Below are 17,579 nucleotides of genomic sequence, written 5' to 3' on the forward strand. Positions count from 1 at the left end.
TCTGTTGATTGATTAAAAAGTAACTATATCTTCACTTAAAAGAGAGTTTACAATATCCATTGCATTACCAGCAACTCCAACTTTTAAATCATCTCTCTTATTATAATAATCAAGACAAGTTCCACAAGAGTAGATTTTAACACCTTTTTCTTCTATCTTTTTCAAGATAATAAGTATCTCATTATCTTCTTTTTCTGTAGTCAAAAGAACAGCACTATTAACGCAAATAATAGATTTAGGTGTATTTTCTTGTTCAAGAATTGCACTTAAAAAGCCTTTTGTTAGCATTGAGCCTAATTCACCATCACCGATTTTATCTGATTTTAAAAATAGAGTTTTTTTCATAGTTTTCATTTTATACCTTTTTGTATAACTAATACATAGTTTAATATAAAATAATTTTACGCTTCATTATATTAATAAATGTTTAAACTAGGTCAAATATTTTTTACTTTTTAAGCACTTGTTTATGAAGCTTACAATAATATTTCAAGATAAATATAGTTCAAGACCATAGGTTATGGTTTGAGTTAATGTGAATTTATTTACTTTATCTCTTGATAGAACAAAACACTATTAGAGGTTATTATCCATGGAAAGAAGAACATTTTTAAAAGGTTCAGCACTACTTACTACAACTATGCTTGTAAGTCCAAGCTTTTTAAGTGCAAAAGAAACAAACGCTTTTGGAATCAAAGAAGGAACTAGAAAATTTACAATTACAAATAAATTTGAAATCAAACCAAGTGATGAAGAGACTCAACTATGGGTTCCACTTCCTTTAGATTCTACTTATCAAAAAGTTGCAAACTTAAAATATGAAGGAAACTATGCAGAAGCATATATAGCAAAAAATGATTATGATACAAAAGTACTTTATGTAAAATGGAACAAAGGGACTGAAACAAGAGTCTTAACTGTTAAAATTGACATGGTAACTATGCAAAAAGAACATAATCTAAAACTTGCTAAAAATAATATGAACTATCCTAAAGATGTTCAAAAATTCTTAGAAGGAACTGCTCATATTCCTGTAAGTGATAAGATGAAACTATTTACAGATAATATTATCAAAGATGCAAAAACTCCACTTGAAAAAGCTCAAGCAATCTATGATTGGACAGTTACTACTATGTATAGAGATAATAGTGTAATTGGTTGTGGAGTTGGTGATGCTAAAAAAGCAATTGAAGAAAAAATCTATGGTGGAAAATGTACAGATATTAGTTCTGTTTTTGTAACACTACTTAGAAATGCAAACATTCCAGCAAGAGAAGTATTTGGAATAAGAGTTGGTAAATCAAAAATCGCAAAAGCTTGTGGTAAAGCAGATGAAAATGGTTTAGCAAAAATAACTGGTGGTCAACATTGTCGTGCTGAATTTTATATAAGTGGTTTAGGATGGGTTCCTGCTGATCCTGCTGATGTTACAAAAGTAAGACTTGCAGAAAAACTTACAAACGAAGATCAAAAAGTAAAAGATGCAAAAAAATTCATGTTTGGAAATTGGGAAATGAATTGGGTAGCATTTAACTACGCAAGAGATTTCGTACTTAATCCAAAACCTGCACAATATCCACTTAATATGTTAGGATATCCATATGCAGAAACTGGAGAAGATCCATTAAATTATTATGATGCGAAGGATTTCTCTTATAGTTATATCTCACAAGAGCATAAGTGAATAAAATAAATATTCCGATAATAGGAGCAGTTTTAACTGCTCTTTTATCAACATTATGCTGTTTACCAGCATTTTTATTCTTATTTTTTGGAATATCAAGTGGAGTATTGACCTATTTTACTGAACTTGATTTTTTAAGAATTCCAATGGTTATAATAACCTTTGCACTCTTATTTTTTGCAGTAAAAAGATTTAAAAAGAAAATATCATGTAAATGTACAAAAAAACAAAGAACAATACACATTATCTTTACAACACTATTTTTTTCTTTAATCTTTTTTTTATTACTATACCCTGAACTAATACCACTATTTATGGATTGAATATGAAAACACTTATTTTATTTTTATCATTATGTACTTTTATTTTTGCTTCAAATATAAGCATCATAAAAGTTGAAAAAATGCACTGTCCTTTATGTACTATTGCTGTAAAAAAAGCCATCAAAAAAGTTGATGGTGTAGAAAAAGTTAGTGTTAAACTAAATACAAAAAAAGCAACCGTTATTTATGATGATAAAGTTAAGCTAGCTGATATATTAGCAGCTATTAAAACAACTTCATATGAAGGTGTTGTTTTATCTACATCAAAATATACAAAATAAAAAAGCTTCACCTTTAAAGTGAAGCTTTTTTTATATATTATTTATTCTTAGTACAGCCATCAATACTATATTTCCCAGCACCTTGTAAAAAAATTGCTAAAGAACCCATAAGATAAAATATTTGAACTTCCATTGCCCATGCGCCAACTTCTGATAATGTAAAAAAGTCATCTAAATGTCCAAGAAAAACTGCCATAATTAATGTAAAGAAAATAATTATAGAAGCTATTCTTACTCTAAAACCTATTATTAACATTATGGGAGCAACAATCTCACCAATATATGAACCATAAGCAATAATAGTTGGTAGTCCTTTACTAGCCAATAATTCTTCTATAAATGATATACCATAATTTATTTTAGCCATTCCATGAAACAAAAGTAAAAAACCAACTGTAAATCTTAACATTAATTTTGAAATATCTGTATAATCACGCTCTGATGAAATACAGCAACTTTCTTTTTTCTCCATTTTATTCCTTTATATAATCAATATATACATATTTTTATTCTCAATAATCATGGAATAATATCAATAAGAGGCTTACAAGTACCTTACTAGTAAATTACTTTTTAGTTAAGTTTTATTTATCAAAATTAAGGTATAATTTTTTATGAATATAAATGACCTTAATGCAGATATTACAGCACACAAGAAAATAGTACTTTCACCCCTTAGTGAAGTATTAAAATTAACTTTCCCTTTTTATTTGGCATACAATAAAATACAAAAAAACATTTCTAAAATTGAAGATAGCAATTATAATTTAAGTGATAGTGAAACTGATGCACTGATTACTATTTTAGCCCTTAGAGATGAAAAACAAACAATTTCTCCAAAAAAATTAAGTGAAAAATTAATTTTTTCTTCAGCAGCAATCACTAAAGTATTAAAAAAACTTGAAGATAGAAAGTTTATAATTAGACTTGACAATGAATATGATAAAAGAAGTAAATTAGTACAGATAACTCCTTTAGGAGAAGAGATTTGTAGAAAAGTATTTGAAGATATTCTGACTTATGAAAATAATTGTTTTTCAATTCTTAGCGATAAGGAAAAAGAGCTTTTTCTAACTCTTTTTATAAAAATATTAAAAAATATTTAATTCTTTTATCACTTAAATATTTTCGTACTTGTAGTTTTTTTTATAAACTCTCCAAAGAAGGAGCATTGAACCTATAAGTTTTATGTTGGACTTTTATTAAAATATTTTTCTCTGAAAGCTCTTTAAAGAGCTTTATCAAAGTTGGTTTTGATATACAAAACTCTTCCATAATATCTGTATATGAAGCTGTAAAATGACTTTCATTATCTAAATTATTTATAATATGTTTTACAATAGCCACTTGCTTACTATCAGTAATTGCAGCAATTGTTCTTATAACACTTCTACTTTTTTGTATCTCTTTTTGTTGAACAATTGGCAATAAAATATCATGCAAAGTATTAAGTAACTCTTTTATATTTATCGGCTTAACTATATAATTCTCAACTTTTAGTTTTATTGCATCAAGTAAATAATTTGTATCTGTATGAGCAGTTGTAAGAATAGTAGGAATATTAATGTTTTTGCTTTTTATATGATTTAAGAAATCAATTCCATTTTCATTTTCTAATAAAATATCAGTAACTATAGCATCAACTTTTTTATTTAATAAAATTTCCATTGCTTCACATGAAGTTTTTGCAAGGAATATATTATTTACAAAATCTTCTAATACATCAGATGTATGTTTTAATAAATTTTCATCGTCTTCTAAATACAAAATATTAAAATCTCTTAAGATTCCTAAATCTCTATTTTTCATCTATGTCCTCATCATTTATTGGTATTTTAATTGTAAAGAGTGAACAATTATAATTTTGATTGGAAACTTTGTACATTCATAGTAATTGAGCCAAAAACTGTCTCCACTAATGACAGACTCACCACAAGATTTAATTATTCCAGCTTTTGGCACTGATTCCCAAGTTTTATAGTAAAACCCATGTATTCTTTTTCTTTAAAAATTAAATATTGTATATTTAAAATTGGAATTAGTACTAAAAGTTTTTAACCATTGTATATTTTACTAGATAAATAATTAAATACTGATATTAAATTTAAAGCTGTTTTGTTACTTAAATTAAAGATTTAATTAATTTGGTAAATTAAATTTTAACTTTTAAGTGTAAGTTAAGAATTTTAGCAATAAAATTCGGTAAATAAAGTTTTACCAAAGAGATTTTAAAAATTACTTTTTAAATGTGTGTAAAATTTATTTTATCTATGTGTCTATTTTATAGTATTTAAAGAGCGATTAAATCTTATCTTTTAATACTAATATGCTATTTTTGCATATTAGATATGGTAAAGAAAGATAAGCTTTTTTAAATTATTTTTTTCAAATAGTAATATGCAAAAATAGCATATTACATACATTAGAGAAAAGATAAACTTTTTAAATTATTTTTTTAAATACTAATATGCAAAAATAGCATATTATAGATGTTAAAGAAAAAAATATCTGGAGGAAACCATGAAAGATAATAGACGGAGTTTCATTAAAAAAACTCTGAGTGCAAGCGCACTTGTAGCTGCTGCTGGTGCAACTGTTGCAATGGCTAGTACTAAGAATAATACAAGTGATGGTTCACATGGTGTTGTCGTAGGAAAATCTAATAAAAAAGAGATTTTATACAAAGAGACAGCGGAATGGAAAGCTTTTTATAAAGCTAGTTATTAAGGAGTAAAAGATAATGGGCAAAAATGAACTTAACGACATATCTTTGAAAATGGGAAGAAGAAACTTTCTAAAACTTGCTTCAATTGGTGCAGGAGTAGGAGCAACATCAATGTTCGCATCTACAGATACAGTAAGAAAAGCAACAGAAGATGAAGTAAAAAATCCTTTCCCAGGATCAAAAAAAGTCAAAACTATTTGTAGTATATGTTCTGCAGGATGTGGAATCGTAGCTGAAGTACAAAACGGAGTTTGGGTAAGACAAGATGTAGCACAAGACCATCCTATAAGTGAAGGAAGTCATTGTTGTAAAGGTATAGATCAAATAGATTTAGTAAAAAGTAAACAAAGAGTGAAACATCCACTTAAAAAAGTGGCAGGGAAATGGCAAAGAATTTCTTGGAAACAAGCAATTGATGAAATTTCTGAGAAAATGTTAACTTTTAGAAAAGAAAATGGTCCAGATGCAGCAATGTTCTTAGGATCAGCAAAATTTAATTTACAACAAGCTTTTTATTTTAGAAAGTTTGCTGCAATGTGGGGTACGAATAATATCGATCACGTAGCTAGAATTTGACATAGTGCAACTGTCGCCGGTGTGGCGAATACATGGGGTTATGGCGCTATGACAAATCATTTTGGTGATGTTGTCGGACACTCTAAAGCAATTTTAATGATTGGAGCAAATTCAGCTGTTGCAAATCCAATTGGATTTAAACATTTTCTTCAAGCAAAAGATAGAAATAATGCAAAACTAATAGTTGTTGATCCAGTATATACAAAATCTGCAGCAAAAGCAGATCATTATTTAAGAATAAGAACAGGTACAGATGTAGCATTTATTTATGGACTATTACATATCATTTTTAAAAATGGTTGGGAAGATAAAAAATTTATTGATAGTCGTGTATATGGTATGGAAGAAGTACGAGAAGAAGCTAAAAAATGGACACCAGAAGAAACAGCAGATGTTACTGGAATTCCATCTGAAAAAATTATACACTTAGCAACACTTTTAGCAAAAACAAAACCAACTACAGTTGTTTGGGCGTTAGGTATTACACAACATAGTACTGGGACATCAAATACAAGAATTCTACCAATACTTCAACTAGTATTAGGAAACATGGGTAAAGAAGGTGGAGGATGTAATATTATTAGAGGACATGATAATGTTCAAGGTTCTACTGATATGTGTTGTCTAGCCGATAGTTTACCAGGATATTATGGATTAGCTGAAGCATCTTGGAAATATTATGCGAAAGCATGGGGTGTTGATTATAACTGGTTACAAGGAAGATTTCACTCACCAAAATGGATGAATGAAAAAGGATTCTCACTTGCTAAATGGTGGCAAGGTGTATTACAAGAAGAAAAAACATATTCTTCAAGTCCTATTAGAGCTTTATGGGTTCAAGGTACGGGTATTACATCAATGGCACAAACTGCTAAAGTAAAAGAAGCACTTGATAAATTAGACTTATTAGTAATTGCAGAGCCATTTGTAAATGAAGCAGCCGTAATAACAAATAAAACCGATAATATTTATATATTACCTGTAGGAACACAGTTTGAAACAGAAGGAAGTGTAACTGCAACAAATAGATCTTCACAATGGAGAAGTAAAATTGTTGATCCTCTATATGAAAGTAAAACTGACCATGAAGTAATGTTTGAATTTGCTAAAAAATTTGGTTTTTATGATGAATATGTAAAAGCAATGAAAATGAATGTTGTTGATGGTGAATATAAAGTAGTAAAAAAAGACTTTAATTGGCCAGATGATGCATCAGATGAATTAGCAAGAACAGTAAAAACAATTGGACTTGGTGGATGGACAGCAAAAAGATTGAAAGAACATCAAGAGAATTGGCACTTATTTGATCCAATAACTTTAAAAGGTTCGGGGAAAATGAAAGGTCAATATTATGGATTACCATGGCCAAGTTGGGACACAAAACACCCAGGAAGTCCAATATTATACGATGTAGATACACCAATGTTAAAAGGTGGAATGGGATTTAGAAATAGATTTGGGTTAGAACATGATGGAGTTTCACAATTACCAGATGAAAGAGTAAGTGTAAAAGGTTCTAAAATCAAAGGTGGATATCCAGAAATTACAAAAGCTAATATAGAAAAAGTTTTAGGAATTACATTAACCCAAGAAGAAAAAAGAAAAATGGGTGCAAACTGGAAAGTTGACCTAAGTGGAATTATTCAAGAAAAATGTAATGAGGCTGGAGTATGTGTATATGGAAATGCAAAAGCAAGAGCAATTGTATGGACATTCCCAGATCCAATACCAAAACATAGAGAACCAATTCACTCTCCAAGAATGGATTTAGTTAGAAAGTATCCAACATATGAGGATCAAACAAATAACTTTAGAGTTGATGTGAGATTTAAATCAGAGCAAATGGCTCAAGATTGGTCAAAAGAGTTTCCTACTATGTTAGTAACTATGAGGGTAGTAAACCTAAGTGGAGCTGGTATGATAGAAAGAACAAGTAAATATCTCTCTCATATTACACCTGAAATGTTTGCAAACATAAATCCAGAGTTAGCAGCAGAACATGGATTAAGAGATGGTGATATGATGTGGTTACATTCACCTCAAGGAACAAAAATTAAAGTAAAAGCTCAATACAGTAATAGAGTTACGCCAGATAGAATTGCATTACCATATAACTTTGCAGGTGTAATGCAAGGTTTTGATATGAGTGCAAATTATCCAGAAGGAACGAAACCTTATGCAATAGGTGAAAGTTCAAACACAATTACAAACTATGGATTTGACATCATTACTCAAATACCAGAATTCAATGCTGGATTATGTAAAATTGTGAAAGCAAAGGACTAGGAGATGAGTGAAATGGCAAGAATGAAATTCTATTGTGATGAAGATAGATGTATTGAGTGTTTTGCTTGTACAGTTGGTTGCTCCGAAGCACATGAACTACCAACAGGTATAAGTAGAAGAAAAGTAATAACATTAAACGAAGGTATTGAAAATTTAGAATATTCATTATCAATAGCTTGTATGCATTGTACAGATGCACCATGTGAACAAGTATGTCCTGTGGATTGTTTTTACATAAGAGAAGATGGAATAGTACTACACGATAAAAATAAATGTATCGGATGTGGATATTGTTTATATGCATGCCCATTTGGAGCACCACAATTCCCACGAGATGGAGCATTTGGAGCAAAAGGAGCAATGGATAAATGTACAATGTGTGCAGGAGGACCATTAGAAACAAACAGTGAACATGAAAGAGAACTTTACGGACAGAATAGAATAGCAGAAGGTAAAGTACCAATGTGTGCAGCAGTATGTTCTACAAATGCATTATTAGTAGGAGATTCACAAAAAGTTTCTGAAATATTTAGACAAAGAGTTCTATCAAGAGGACATAACCATGCCGCTACAACAAGAGCATGGAGTTCAGCATACAAATCATAAAGAAAGAGTTAATGTGAAACTAAAAAATATATTAATAATCTTTTTAGCACTAAGTTCACTGGCATTTGCCAGTGAAAGTGCAATATTTGGGAAAGATTTAATTCCAAATATTTTAGCATATGATAAAGAAGGATCTTTACATTTAGGTAAATGGTTTACTTTATTACAAAGCACATATTTTAAACCTATATTCTTAGGCGTATTAATAGGAGTACCAACAGTCTTTTTTATACACTATAAAATTATAGGACCAATGATTTTTTCTCATGATAGAAAAAAGATTTATGTTTTTTCTATCTTTAATAGAATAATACACACAATAGCAGCAATAGCATTTATCTTAATTGTCCCAACAGGATTTGCAATCGTATTTGGAACAACATTAGGTGGTGGAGAATTTATAAGATTTTGTAAAGATGTTCATTCAATAGCAACAATACTATTTGTGATTTCAGTAATTCCTATGCTAATGATGTGGTTTAAAGATATGCTTCCAACAAGTGATGATATAAAATGGATGATGATACTTGGTGGATATTTAAACAAAAGAAAAGACCCTATTCCAGCAGGAAGATTTAATGCTGGACAAAAGATGTGGTTTTACATTTGTACATTTGGTGGAATCGTAATGATAATCACAGGTGCAATAATGTTTTTCCAAGATTTTAAAATAGAATTTATAGCTTCACTTGGATTAACACAAATTGATTTATTAAGAGCAAGTGCAATTATTCATAATATATTAGGATTTGCAGTTGCAGCATTATTTATGACACATATTTATATGTCAGTATTTGCAATTAAAGGTGCAATTCATAGCATAATAAGTGGTTATAAAGAAGAAGAAGAAGTAGAAATTCTTCATAGTACTTTTTACAAAGAACTTAAAAAAGATAAAAAACTTTAAAAACTTTAAAATTCCTCTCTTTTTTGAGAGGTTTTTTTCTTATATTTATAAAAGAAAGGCTAAATATGCAAGAGTTTGTATATCATAACCCTGATGGGTTGGATTTCCCTTTATCTGAAAGTATATTTGTTACAAATGATATAGAGAAAACAAAGGATATTAAATTCTTAATTTCAAATAGTGCTGAAGTAGATAGCGAAGTAAGTGCTGACGAAATTGATTTTTATATTAAAAATACAAAAGATTCGATTTCAAAAAAAATACAAAATGTTCATAAACTTTATGAAATTGCTGCAGTTAAATTTGATAATGCTCAAGATGTCATTTATACACAAAAAATAGGAAATAAATTATTATTAATTGCAAATGATGATGATTCAAAAGAATTTATTTCAAAAACAGACTCAGATGAATTTGATATGTTTAGAATAAGTGAAGATATAATTAAATCAATTTCTGGTCATATTGGTAATTTAACAGTTATTGTGGATGATGAGGGCAAAGATGTCACTTTAAAAGTTGATCAAATTGTATGGTTTGATATTAAAGAATTAGGATTAAGACAAAGTGGAGGATTTGATCCAAAAGGATCTTCTATTGATGAAGTGCTAAGTGTTTTAAGAAAAAATGTTGAAGAGTATGAGTATAAAAAATTCATTACATACGATGCTAATATATGTCAATATCATGAAAGAAGAGAAGAAGTTTGTGGAAGATGTGAAGAAGTATGTCCCACTACTGCAATTATAAAAATTGATGAAAAAAAACATTTGGAATTCTCACAAATTGATTGCCAGGGATGTGGTGGATGTATTTCAATTTGTCCTTCTGGAGCGCTTGATTATGCCCCAATTAATAAAAATTCTATATATGAAATGGCAAAAAAGTTTAGAGGTAATATTCCTTTAATTCTTCCCCAAAAGATAAATCTTTCACAATTAAATATAACACTAAAAGAAAATGTACTTCCTTTTAAAATAGATGGAGAAAAGTTTTTACATGAAACTTCATTCTTAACAATTCTACAAGAAAGTGGTTCTCAAGTTATATTTTATACTGACTTCTTATCTAAAGGAAGTACAGATGCTATTAGAATTTTAAATGATATTTATACTAAAAAATATGGCAAAAAAGCTATATATGTAGCAATAAATGAAGATGAGTTATCACAAGCCCTAGAAGAAGTTGATTTAATTGATGGTTCTACATTTTCATATAATCAAGAAGATGAAAGGAAAAGAGAAGCTTTTGCTGTTAGATTATCATCTCTTGTGGGAAATGATGATTTAGGTATTGTTAAAACTGGTGAAAATGTTCATTATGCAAAAGTAAATATAAATCAAGATAACTGTACCTTATGTTTATCATGTGTTGGAGCCTGTAATGTCGATGCCCTTAAGGCATATCCAGAAGATAATACACTAAGATTAAATCCATTAATTTGTACGGGATGTGGATATTGTGAACTTTCATGTCCAGAAAAAAATTGTTTAACAATTGAGCAAGATATAATTGAATTAAATAGCCAGTCGTTTTTAGAAAGAGTAGTAGCTCAAGATGAACTTTTTGCATGTACTGAATGTGGTAAAGAGTTTGCAACTAAAAAGGCAGTAGAAAAAATCGCAACTATAATGTCTCCAATTTTTGCAAATAATCCTATAAAACAAAAAACTTTATATTGCTGTGAAGATTGTAAACCAAAAGTTATGTTTGCAAATGATGAAATAAGGAATCAAAGAGTATGAAAACTGAAGAATTAAATAAAGCAAGAGCAATCTATTATGGATTGTTCTGTTCATTATTTTCATTTATAGATGATAATAAAGAGTATAAAAATATAGAAAAAATAATTGAACTTTTATCAAGTAGTCCAATTGATGAACATAGTAAAGAAGCATTAAATAAAATGAATGAATTTTTAAAAGATAAAGGTTTTGATGGATTAAAAGAAGAAAACAATCAAGTTTTCTTTAGTCCAAGTACAAGTTATATTCCTGTAACAGCTTCTTATTATAATGAAGATAGAGATGATGGTAAAAAAAGAGTTGAAATGACTAATATAGTATTAAAATCAACTTTCAGAAAAAATACAATAAGTTTTAAAGATGCAGAAGATCATATCTGTTTTATATTGAACTTTATTCAAAAACTAATCGAAGAAGATTTCAAAAATATTGAAAACCCCTTAGTCTTAGAGTGTTTTTCAAATATTTTAAATGGATTTATTGATTTATTTATTGATGATGTTTATAAACATGAAGAGAGTGATTTTTATAAAAACAGTGCAATATTATTAAAAGTTTTTATTGAATTAGAAAGAGCATTATTAAATGTAGAAAAACCTAAAGAACATAAAAAAAGAACTCAACATGAGTTATTTCATAAAAAAAGAAAAGAGTTCGTAAAAAGAGCAAAAAGAAATTTTGACGAAGTTACAAGTCTTTAATAGATTTCTTTTAAAGTTTAAATATGCAAAAAAGCATATTTAAACAAATTTTTTATTTACAAACCCTTTTAAAATACTTAAGTTTTATTCTGCGTTTTTGTCTTCATCATTTATTGGTATTTTTATTGTAAAAAGTGAGCAATTATAGTTTTTATTGTCCTTAATTTTATGTACAATATTTTTATAACTAATTGAACCATTTATATGTTTTTCAATAATTTGTCTTGACATATAAAGCCCTATTCCCGTACCTGCACTTTTGTATTTTGTTGTATAATAAGGTTCAAAAATTTTTGGAACGATTTCTGGAGGAATTCCACCTCCATTATCTAACATATTAATCATTGCTCTATTTTTATATTTACTAACCATAATTTTAATAATTCTATCATTTTTATCAACATTAGAACATAAAGCATCTTTTGAATTTGAAATAATATTTAAAAATACATGGGAAATCTCATTATAAAAACTATTTAAAGTAATTTTATCTTTTATTATAAGTTCAATCTTGATATTCTCCTTTGAAAGAAGATATTTTGATAACTCAATTGAGTGCTCAATACACTTTTCTATATCAAATTTTATTTTAGATTTATCAGGTGAAAAGAAGTTTTTAAAATCATCTAAAGTATTTGACATATTATTAGCAAGTAATAAAGCATCATTTACTTTATCATCAATAAACTCATCAGTCAATTTACCTAATTGCATTTTTGTTTGAAAACTCTGCACTATCATTGTAATTGACCCTAAAGGTTGTCTCCACTGATGAGCTATATTATTAAGCATCTCACCTAAGCTTGCAAATCTAGCTTGTTGAAACATAATAATATCTTTCTTTCTATTTTGTTGAACTTCTTTTGAAATCTTTTTCTCTAAAAGTTCATTTAAAGTTATTAACTCTTTAGTTTTTTCATCAACATTTTTTTCTAGCGAATCATTTAATTGTTTAAAATCATTAGTAACAAAAATTGATAAAAGTATGGAAAATACAAAAACTAAAAATATTGAAATAATAGAAAAAATGATAATAGTATTAAATACTTTTTGAGTATCATTTTTTTCATTTATTGCAATTGATAAATCATAGTTTATCAAACTTGTTATATATATCGATATGGAATTAATCTCTAAATTTAAATCATCTAATTGCTCAGAATTAGGTTTAGTGTGGATACTATTTAAAGCACTTTCAATACTTGACATTTTTGTATTTATATTTTTAATAATATTATTTTTTAAAAGTTCACTATCTATATCTTTACTTCTTGATATTATAAACTTTTTTATAAAAGAAGTAATCATCTCATCTGTATTTAAAGCACTTTGTATTCTATATAATTCCCAATTCTTTCTAATTATTTGTTTTCCCAAAATTAATACTTCATTGGCTTGTTTAAAATTGAGATTTCCACTATCCAATTCTCTTAGGGTATCCTGTATATTAATGACATAAGTATCTTTAATATTTTCTAATTTTATTAAAGAGATTGTTCTTTTGTTAAAAAATTTATCAAAGTCTTCCTTTATAATAAAAATAGAGATTTGAGATAACAAGACTATACAAATCATTCCACTTGCAATAATAAAGATTAAAAAATAAGTTTTATATGAAAAGCTTAACTTTTCAAAATAATTTGTTATTTTTGAAAATATATTTTTCATTATTTTATCTCAACAAACTTATTTTTTTTGAATTGAAAAAAATAAGTTTTATTTAAAAGTTGGGAACCTTTAAACTTTAAAGGAATACCTTTTAAAAGATTACTTGGAGTACTTTGTAAAGAAGAAATTAACTTTTCTCTTGTTCTCTCACCCTTTATTCTAGATATAGCATTAACTAAAACTTTAGATGCTAAAAATGATTCAAGAGAAATAAATCCCAACTCAGCTTCTGGATGATATTTTTTCATTAAAGTTTGATACTCTTTTATTATTGGAATAGAAGTATCTGTATAGCTAGGAACAACTTGAGAAAATATTAAATCTTTAGTATCTAAATTATAATTTTTTAACTCTTTTACCATTGCATTAGCATCACCAAATGAGATATTACAAAAAATTGTATTTTTAAAGTTTTTATTAGCTTTAGCTTTTTTTACAAATAAAGCATTGGCTTGATAAGAACCAATCATAATAATTGCATCTGGTTTAGCATCTTTTATCTCATTAAAAGCATGTGTAATTGATAAAGTATTTCTTTTATAAGAACCTTCTGCTGCTAAAGATAAATTTCTACTTCTCAAACTTTTTAAAAGTGAAATATAACCCTCTTCTCCATAATCATCATTTTGGTAAAAAACAGCAATCTTTCTTAAATCTCTTTTATCATGTAAATAATAAAGCAAACCTTCAATCTCTTCTTTATAAGAACTTCTAAAATTAATGAAATTTTCGTTTTGATTATTTCTTAAAAATGATGCTCCGGAAAAAGGAGCAATAAAAGGTATATTTTCATCGTAAATAATTGGCAAGATTTTTTTAATAGTAGGAGTACCAACAAAACCAAATAAGGCAAAGACTTTATCTTCATAAATTAATTTATTAGTATTATCCTTAGTAAGTTCTGGTTCATACTTATCATCATAGGTTATAAACTTTATTTTATTATTACCTAATAGTTTTTTTTCATTGACATATTTAAAATAAACATCTGCACCTACAATAACAGACTCACCCCAAGATTTAATTATTCCTGTTTTAGGCAATGAAGAACCTACGACTATGGTATTTTTTGTAAAGACTTCATCTTTAAAATAATAAAAACAAATAAGAAGTATAAATAGTATTATAGGAATTCTTTTAATCATGCAAAAGTTTACTAAAATAATTAAAAAAATTAGCTTTACCATAAAGTAACACCCAATATTAAAAAGTTAAATTATATTTTACCTTTTAAGTTAAATTTAATTGTAAATAACTAAAATTAGGTAAAATATATTTTACCAAAGGGCATAGTTTATGCAAGAATTTATTTATTACAATCCTAATGGACTTGAGTTTCCAGTTAGTGATGAAATACTAGTAACTACTGATCTTAATGAAGTTCAAGATAAATCATTTTTAATATCAAATACAAACCTTATAAATAGTGAATTAACAGCAAAAGAAGTTGATTTTTACATTAAAAATTCAAAAGATAACTTATCAGAAAAAATCCAAAATGTATCAAAACTTTATGAAATAGCAGCAACAAAATATGATTTTGCACAAGATATTTCTTATGACCAAGAAATATCAAAAGATATTCTTTTAATAGCTAATAACAAAGAAGACCATGATAATTTTGTTGCAAAAACTTTAAATGAAGATTTCAATCTTTTTTATATAAAAGAAGATATATTAAAATCAATATCAGGACATATTGGAAACTTAAGTGTTGTAGTTGATGATGAAGGGAAAGATGTAACTTTAAATGTCTCTCAAATAGTTTGGTTTGATGCTAAAGAAGAAGGATTAAAACAAAGTGGAACTTTTGACCCAAATAAATTTTCATTAGAAAATATAATAAATACTCTAAAAGATAATATTACTTCATACTCATATAAAAAGTTTACTACTTATGATAAAAACATCTGTCAATATGATGGAAGAAGAGAAGAAATTTGTAGCAAATGTGAAGAAGTTTGTCCAACCGTTGCTATTGTTAAAGATGACAAAACAAAAACCTTAGAATTTTCACAGATTGATTGTCATGGTTGTGGTGGTTGTATATCTGTTTGTCCAAGTGGAGCACTAGATTATGCTCCATCAAATAAAGAATCAATTTATGAATTAAGTAAATTCTTTAAAAATAAATATCCTTTAATTCTTCCTTCAAAAATGGAACTTGATAATTTAGATGTTCCATTAAAAGAAGATGTTTTACCTTTTGCAATAGAAGGTGAAAAATTCTTACATGAAGAAACACTTTTAACACTTCTTCAAATGTCAGGTTCTCAAGTTGTCTTTTATACTGATTTTATCTCAAAAGGAACTGGTGATTCAATTAGAATATTAAATGATATTTATCAAAAAAAATATGCAAAAGATGCAATTATTGTTGCAGCAAATGAGGAAGAACTAATTATTGCATTAGAAGAAGTATCTTTTATAGAAGGTTCTTATTTTAATTTCAATCAAGATGAACTTAAAAAAAGAGAAATCTTTTCACATAGATTACAAAAAATAGTTGGTGAAGATAACTTAGGTGTTGTTAAAACAGGCGAACATGTACATTATGGACTGGTAAAAGTAAATGAAGCAAACTGTACATTATGTTTAGTTTGTGTTGGTGCATGTAATGTAGATGCACTACAAGCAGATGCCACTGATAATACTTTAAGATTAAATCCAAGTTTATGTACATCATGTGGTTACTGTGAAGTTTCATGCCCAGAAGCTGATTGTTTAACAATTGAAAGAGATGTAATTCATTTAGAGCCTACTTGGTTTAAAGAAAACATCTTAGCAAAAGATACTCTTTTTGCCTGTGTTGAGTGCGGAAAAGAGTTTGCCACAACAAAATCAATTGAGAAAATAGCAGGAATAATGGGTCCAATTTTCTCAAGTGATCCAGTAAAGGAGAGAAGTTTATACTGCTGTGCTGATTGTAAACCAAAAATAATGATGCAAAGTTATTTTGATAAAAAAAATGAAGGACAAAATGATGCAAGACAATAAAACTGTAAATAAAGCAAGAGCTCTTTATTACAATCTATTCGAAAACTTCTTTTTTGTAAGCACAAAAAGTGAAAACTATTTTGAATTGGTTAGATTAATAAATATTTTAAAAGAGAATCCATTAGATGCAGAGTCTGGTCAAGCATTGAATAATATTTCTGAAATGCTAGATCCTACTTCTAATGTAGCTTTAGTTCAAGAGTATGATGATTTATTTCATAATCCTTTGACAAAAAAAGTAAGAATAACTGCATCATACTATGATGAAGGTGTTGAATCTGGTAAAAAAAGAGTTGAAATGATTCAATTCGTTGCAAAAACAAAATTAAGACGAGATGAAAAAAACTATTTTGAATATGAAGATTCAGTAGCTTTTATTTTTTCATTGATGGCTTCATTATGTGATGCAATTGCAAATGGTGAAAAAGAGTATGAAAATACTGTTCATTGTATCTTTGCAGAAATTATAAATGAATTTATAGAAGAGTTTGCAAAAGATGTTTTTGAACATAATAGTTCGAAAATATTCAAAGAAGTAATAATAGTTTTACACTCATTTATTGCCTTTGAAAGACTATATTTAGATGTTTCAAAAGCACCTAAAAAAGAAAGAATTATTAAAAAAGTTGAAGTTGAAGAAATCTCTGAAGCAGAATTAGAAAGAAGAGCAAAAAACAAAGCTCTTAAAGCTTTAGGGCCAAAAAAAGAAGAGAGTTGTCCTATAGATAATGTCTCTGCTTCTGAAACAGAAGTCTAAAAAAGGTTTTCCTTTTTTAGAGATTTTATAAAGAGAGTTTAACTCTTTTTATAAAGTCTCTTAATAAAGGGGCTTAATTTCTATAAGGAGGTCAGTCGTGCAAAAAAGCAGAAGAGAATTTGCAAAAAAAACTGCAATGATTACTGCGGGTGCTGTAGCTGTTACAGGTACTACTGTATTGGCTGCTACTGGCAAATCATCAGGTCAAGATGATAGTAATAATGGTGTTGTTGTGGGAGAATCTAGAAATAAAGAGATTCTTTACAAAAAAACTGCGGCTTGGGAAGAATATTACAAGAACGCAAGATAGTATATAAGGGTAT

General features: G+C 27.7%; 18 protein-coding genes. 13 read left to right on the plus strand and 5 right to left on the minus strand.

Annotated elements, in window-relative coordinates; genetic code table 11:
* Positions 1–12: 12 nt before the first annotated feature.
* Positions 13–354, minus strand: coding sequence for a sulfurtransferase-like selenium metabolism protein YedF (gene yedF / locus CRU95_RS12555; protein ID WP_129101460.1), 342 nt, complete (start codon positions 352–354; stop codon positions 13–15).
* A 238-nt stretch (positions 355–592) separates the two neighbouring features.
* On the opposite strand from yedF, the gene CRU95_RS12560 reads away from it, so the two are divergent.
* From CRU95_RS12560 to CRU95_RS12570, 3 genes are read left to right on the plus strand one after another with little or no spacing between them, the layout of a single operon-like run.
* Complete coding sequence (locus CRU95_RS12560; protein WP_129101461.1) at positions 593–1,684, plus strand: transglutaminase-like domain-containing protein; 1,092 nt, start codon at positions 593–595, stop codon at positions 1,682–1,684.
* Positions 1,681–2,007: a mercuric transporter MerT family protein gene (locus CRU95_RS12565; RefSeq protein WP_129101462.1), complete on the plus strand. Its 327-nt coding sequence runs from the start codon at positions 1,681–1,683 to the stop codon at positions 2,005–2,007. The genes CRU95_RS12560 and CRU95_RS12565 overlap by 4 nt, the downstream gene beginning before the upstream one ends.
* Positions 2,008–2,009: 2 nt before the next feature.
* Positions 2,010–2,288: a heavy-metal-associated domain-containing protein gene (locus tag CRU95_RS12570; protein ID WP_129101463.1), complete on the plus strand. Its 279-nt coding sequence runs from the start codon at positions 2,010–2,012 to the stop codon at positions 2,286–2,288.
* Between the two features lie 37 nt (positions 2,289–2,325).
* Here CRU95_RS12570 and CRU95_RS12575 read toward each other — a convergent pair whose 3' ends face one another.
* Positions 2,326–2,760: a DoxX family protein gene (locus tag CRU95_RS12575; RefSeq protein WP_129101464.1), complete on the minus strand. Its 435-nt coding sequence runs from the start codon at positions 2,758–2,760 to the stop codon at positions 2,326–2,328.
* Positions 2,761–2,902: 142 nt separating this feature from the next.
* On the opposite strand from CRU95_RS12575, the gene CRU95_RS12580 reads away from it, so the two are divergent.
* Complete coding sequence (locus CRU95_RS12580) at positions 2,903–3,394, plus strand: MarR family winged helix-turn-helix transcriptional regulator (RefSeq protein ID WP_129101465.1); 492 nt, start codon at positions 2,903–2,905, stop codon at positions 3,392–3,394.
* Positions 3,395–3,434: 40 nt separating this feature from the next.
* Here CRU95_RS12580 and CRU95_RS12585 read toward each other — a convergent pair whose 3' ends face one another.
* Positions 3,435–4,097, minus strand: coding sequence for a response regulator (locus CRU95_RS12585; protein WP_129101466.1), 663 nt, complete (start codon positions 4,095–4,097; stop codon positions 3,435–3,437).
* A gap of 711 nt (positions 4,098–4,808) precedes the next feature.
* Here CRU95_RS12585 and CRU95_RS12590 point away from each other — a divergent pair.
* The 6 genes from CRU95_RS12590 to CRU95_RS12620 all read left to right on the plus strand — a co-directional run bounded on the left by CRU95_RS12590 (position 4,809) and on the right by CRU95_RS12620 (position 11,834).
* Positions 4,809–5,015, plus strand: a complete 207-nt coding sequence (locus tag CRU95_RS12590; RefSeq protein WP_129101467.1) for a twin-arginine translocation signal domain-containing protein — start codon at positions 4,809–4,811, stop codon at positions 5,013–5,015.
* 13 nt (positions 5,016–5,028) lie between these two features.
* Positions 5,029–7,875, plus strand: coding sequence for a formate dehydrogenase subunit alpha (locus CRU95_RS12600; RefSeq protein WP_258238713.1), 2,847 nt, complete (start codon positions 5,029–5,031; stop codon positions 7,873–7,875).
* A 12-nt stretch (positions 7,876–7,887) separates the two neighbouring features.
* Positions 7,888–8,481 (plus strand): formate dehydrogenase FDH3 subunit beta, encoded by a 594-nt coding sequence (gene fdh3B / locus CRU95_RS12605; protein WP_258238716.1) that lies wholly within the window; start codon positions 7,888–7,890, stop codon positions 8,479–8,481.
* Entirely contained in the window at positions 8,438–9,388 is a 951-nt protein-coding gene (locus CRU95_RS12610; RefSeq protein WP_129101471.1) for a formate dehydrogenase subunit gamma, read from the plus strand. Before fdh3B ends, CRU95_RS12610 begins: the two co-directional genes overlap by 44 nt.
* A gap of 65 nt (positions 9,389–9,453) precedes the next feature.
* Complete coding sequence (locus CRU95_RS12615) at positions 9,454–11,133, plus strand: 4Fe-4S dicluster domain-containing protein (protein ID WP_129101472.1); 1,680 nt, start codon at positions 9,454–9,456, stop codon at positions 11,131–11,133.
* Positions 11,130–11,834, plus strand: a complete 705-nt coding sequence (locus CRU95_RS12620) for a molecular chaperone (RefSeq protein ID WP_129101473.1) — start codon at positions 11,130–11,132, stop codon at positions 11,832–11,834. Before CRU95_RS12615 ends, CRU95_RS12620 begins: the two co-directional genes overlap by 4 nt.
* Before the next feature lie 84 nt (positions 11,835–11,918).
* On the opposite strand, the gene CRU95_RS12625 is transcribed toward CRU95_RS12620, so the two are convergent.
* Together CRU95_RS12625 and CRU95_RS12630 are read right to left on the minus strand one after the other, a co-directional pair.
* Positions 11,919–13,502 (minus strand): sensor histidine kinase, encoded by a 1,584-nt coding sequence (locus tag CRU95_RS12625; protein ID WP_129101474.1) that lies wholly within the window; start codon positions 13,500–13,502, stop codon positions 11,919–11,921.
* Positions 13,502–14,647 carry an ABC transporter substrate-binding protein gene (locus CRU95_RS12630; RefSeq protein WP_129101475.1) on the minus strand — a complete coding sequence of 382 codons (1,146 nt, stop codon included), beginning with the start codon at positions 14,645–14,647 and terminating at the stop codon, positions 13,502–13,504. The genes CRU95_RS12625 and CRU95_RS12630 overlap by 1 nt, the downstream gene beginning before the upstream one ends.
* Before the next feature lie 151 nt (positions 14,648–14,798).
* On the opposite strand from CRU95_RS12630, the gene CRU95_RS12635 reads away from it, so the two are divergent.
* From CRU95_RS12635 to CRU95_RS12645, 3 genes are all read left to right on the plus strand, one after another.
* The gene (locus tag CRU95_RS12635; protein ID WP_129101476.1) at positions 14,799–16,499 is read left to right on the plus strand and encodes a 4Fe-4S dicluster domain-containing protein; all 1,701 of its coding nucleotides are present in this window, start codon (positions 14,799–14,801) and stop codon (positions 16,497–16,499) included.
* Entirely contained in the window at positions 16,486–17,256 is a 771-nt protein-coding gene (locus CRU95_RS12640; protein WP_129101477.1) for a molecular chaperone, read from the plus strand. Before CRU95_RS12635 ends, CRU95_RS12640 begins: the two co-directional genes overlap by 14 nt.
* Positions 17,257–17,353: 97 nt before the next feature.
* Complete coding sequence (locus CRU95_RS12645; protein ID WP_129101478.1) at positions 17,354–17,566, plus strand: Tat pathway signal protein; 213 nt, start codon at positions 17,354–17,356, stop codon at positions 17,564–17,566.
* The last annotated feature ends 13 nt before the right edge of the window (positions 17,567–17,579 follow it).

Source organism: Arcobacter sp. F2176 (assembly GCF_004116465.1).
Lineage (GTDB): Bacteria > Campylobacterota > Campylobacteria > Campylobacterales > Arcobacteraceae > Arcobacter > Arcobacter siniprincipis.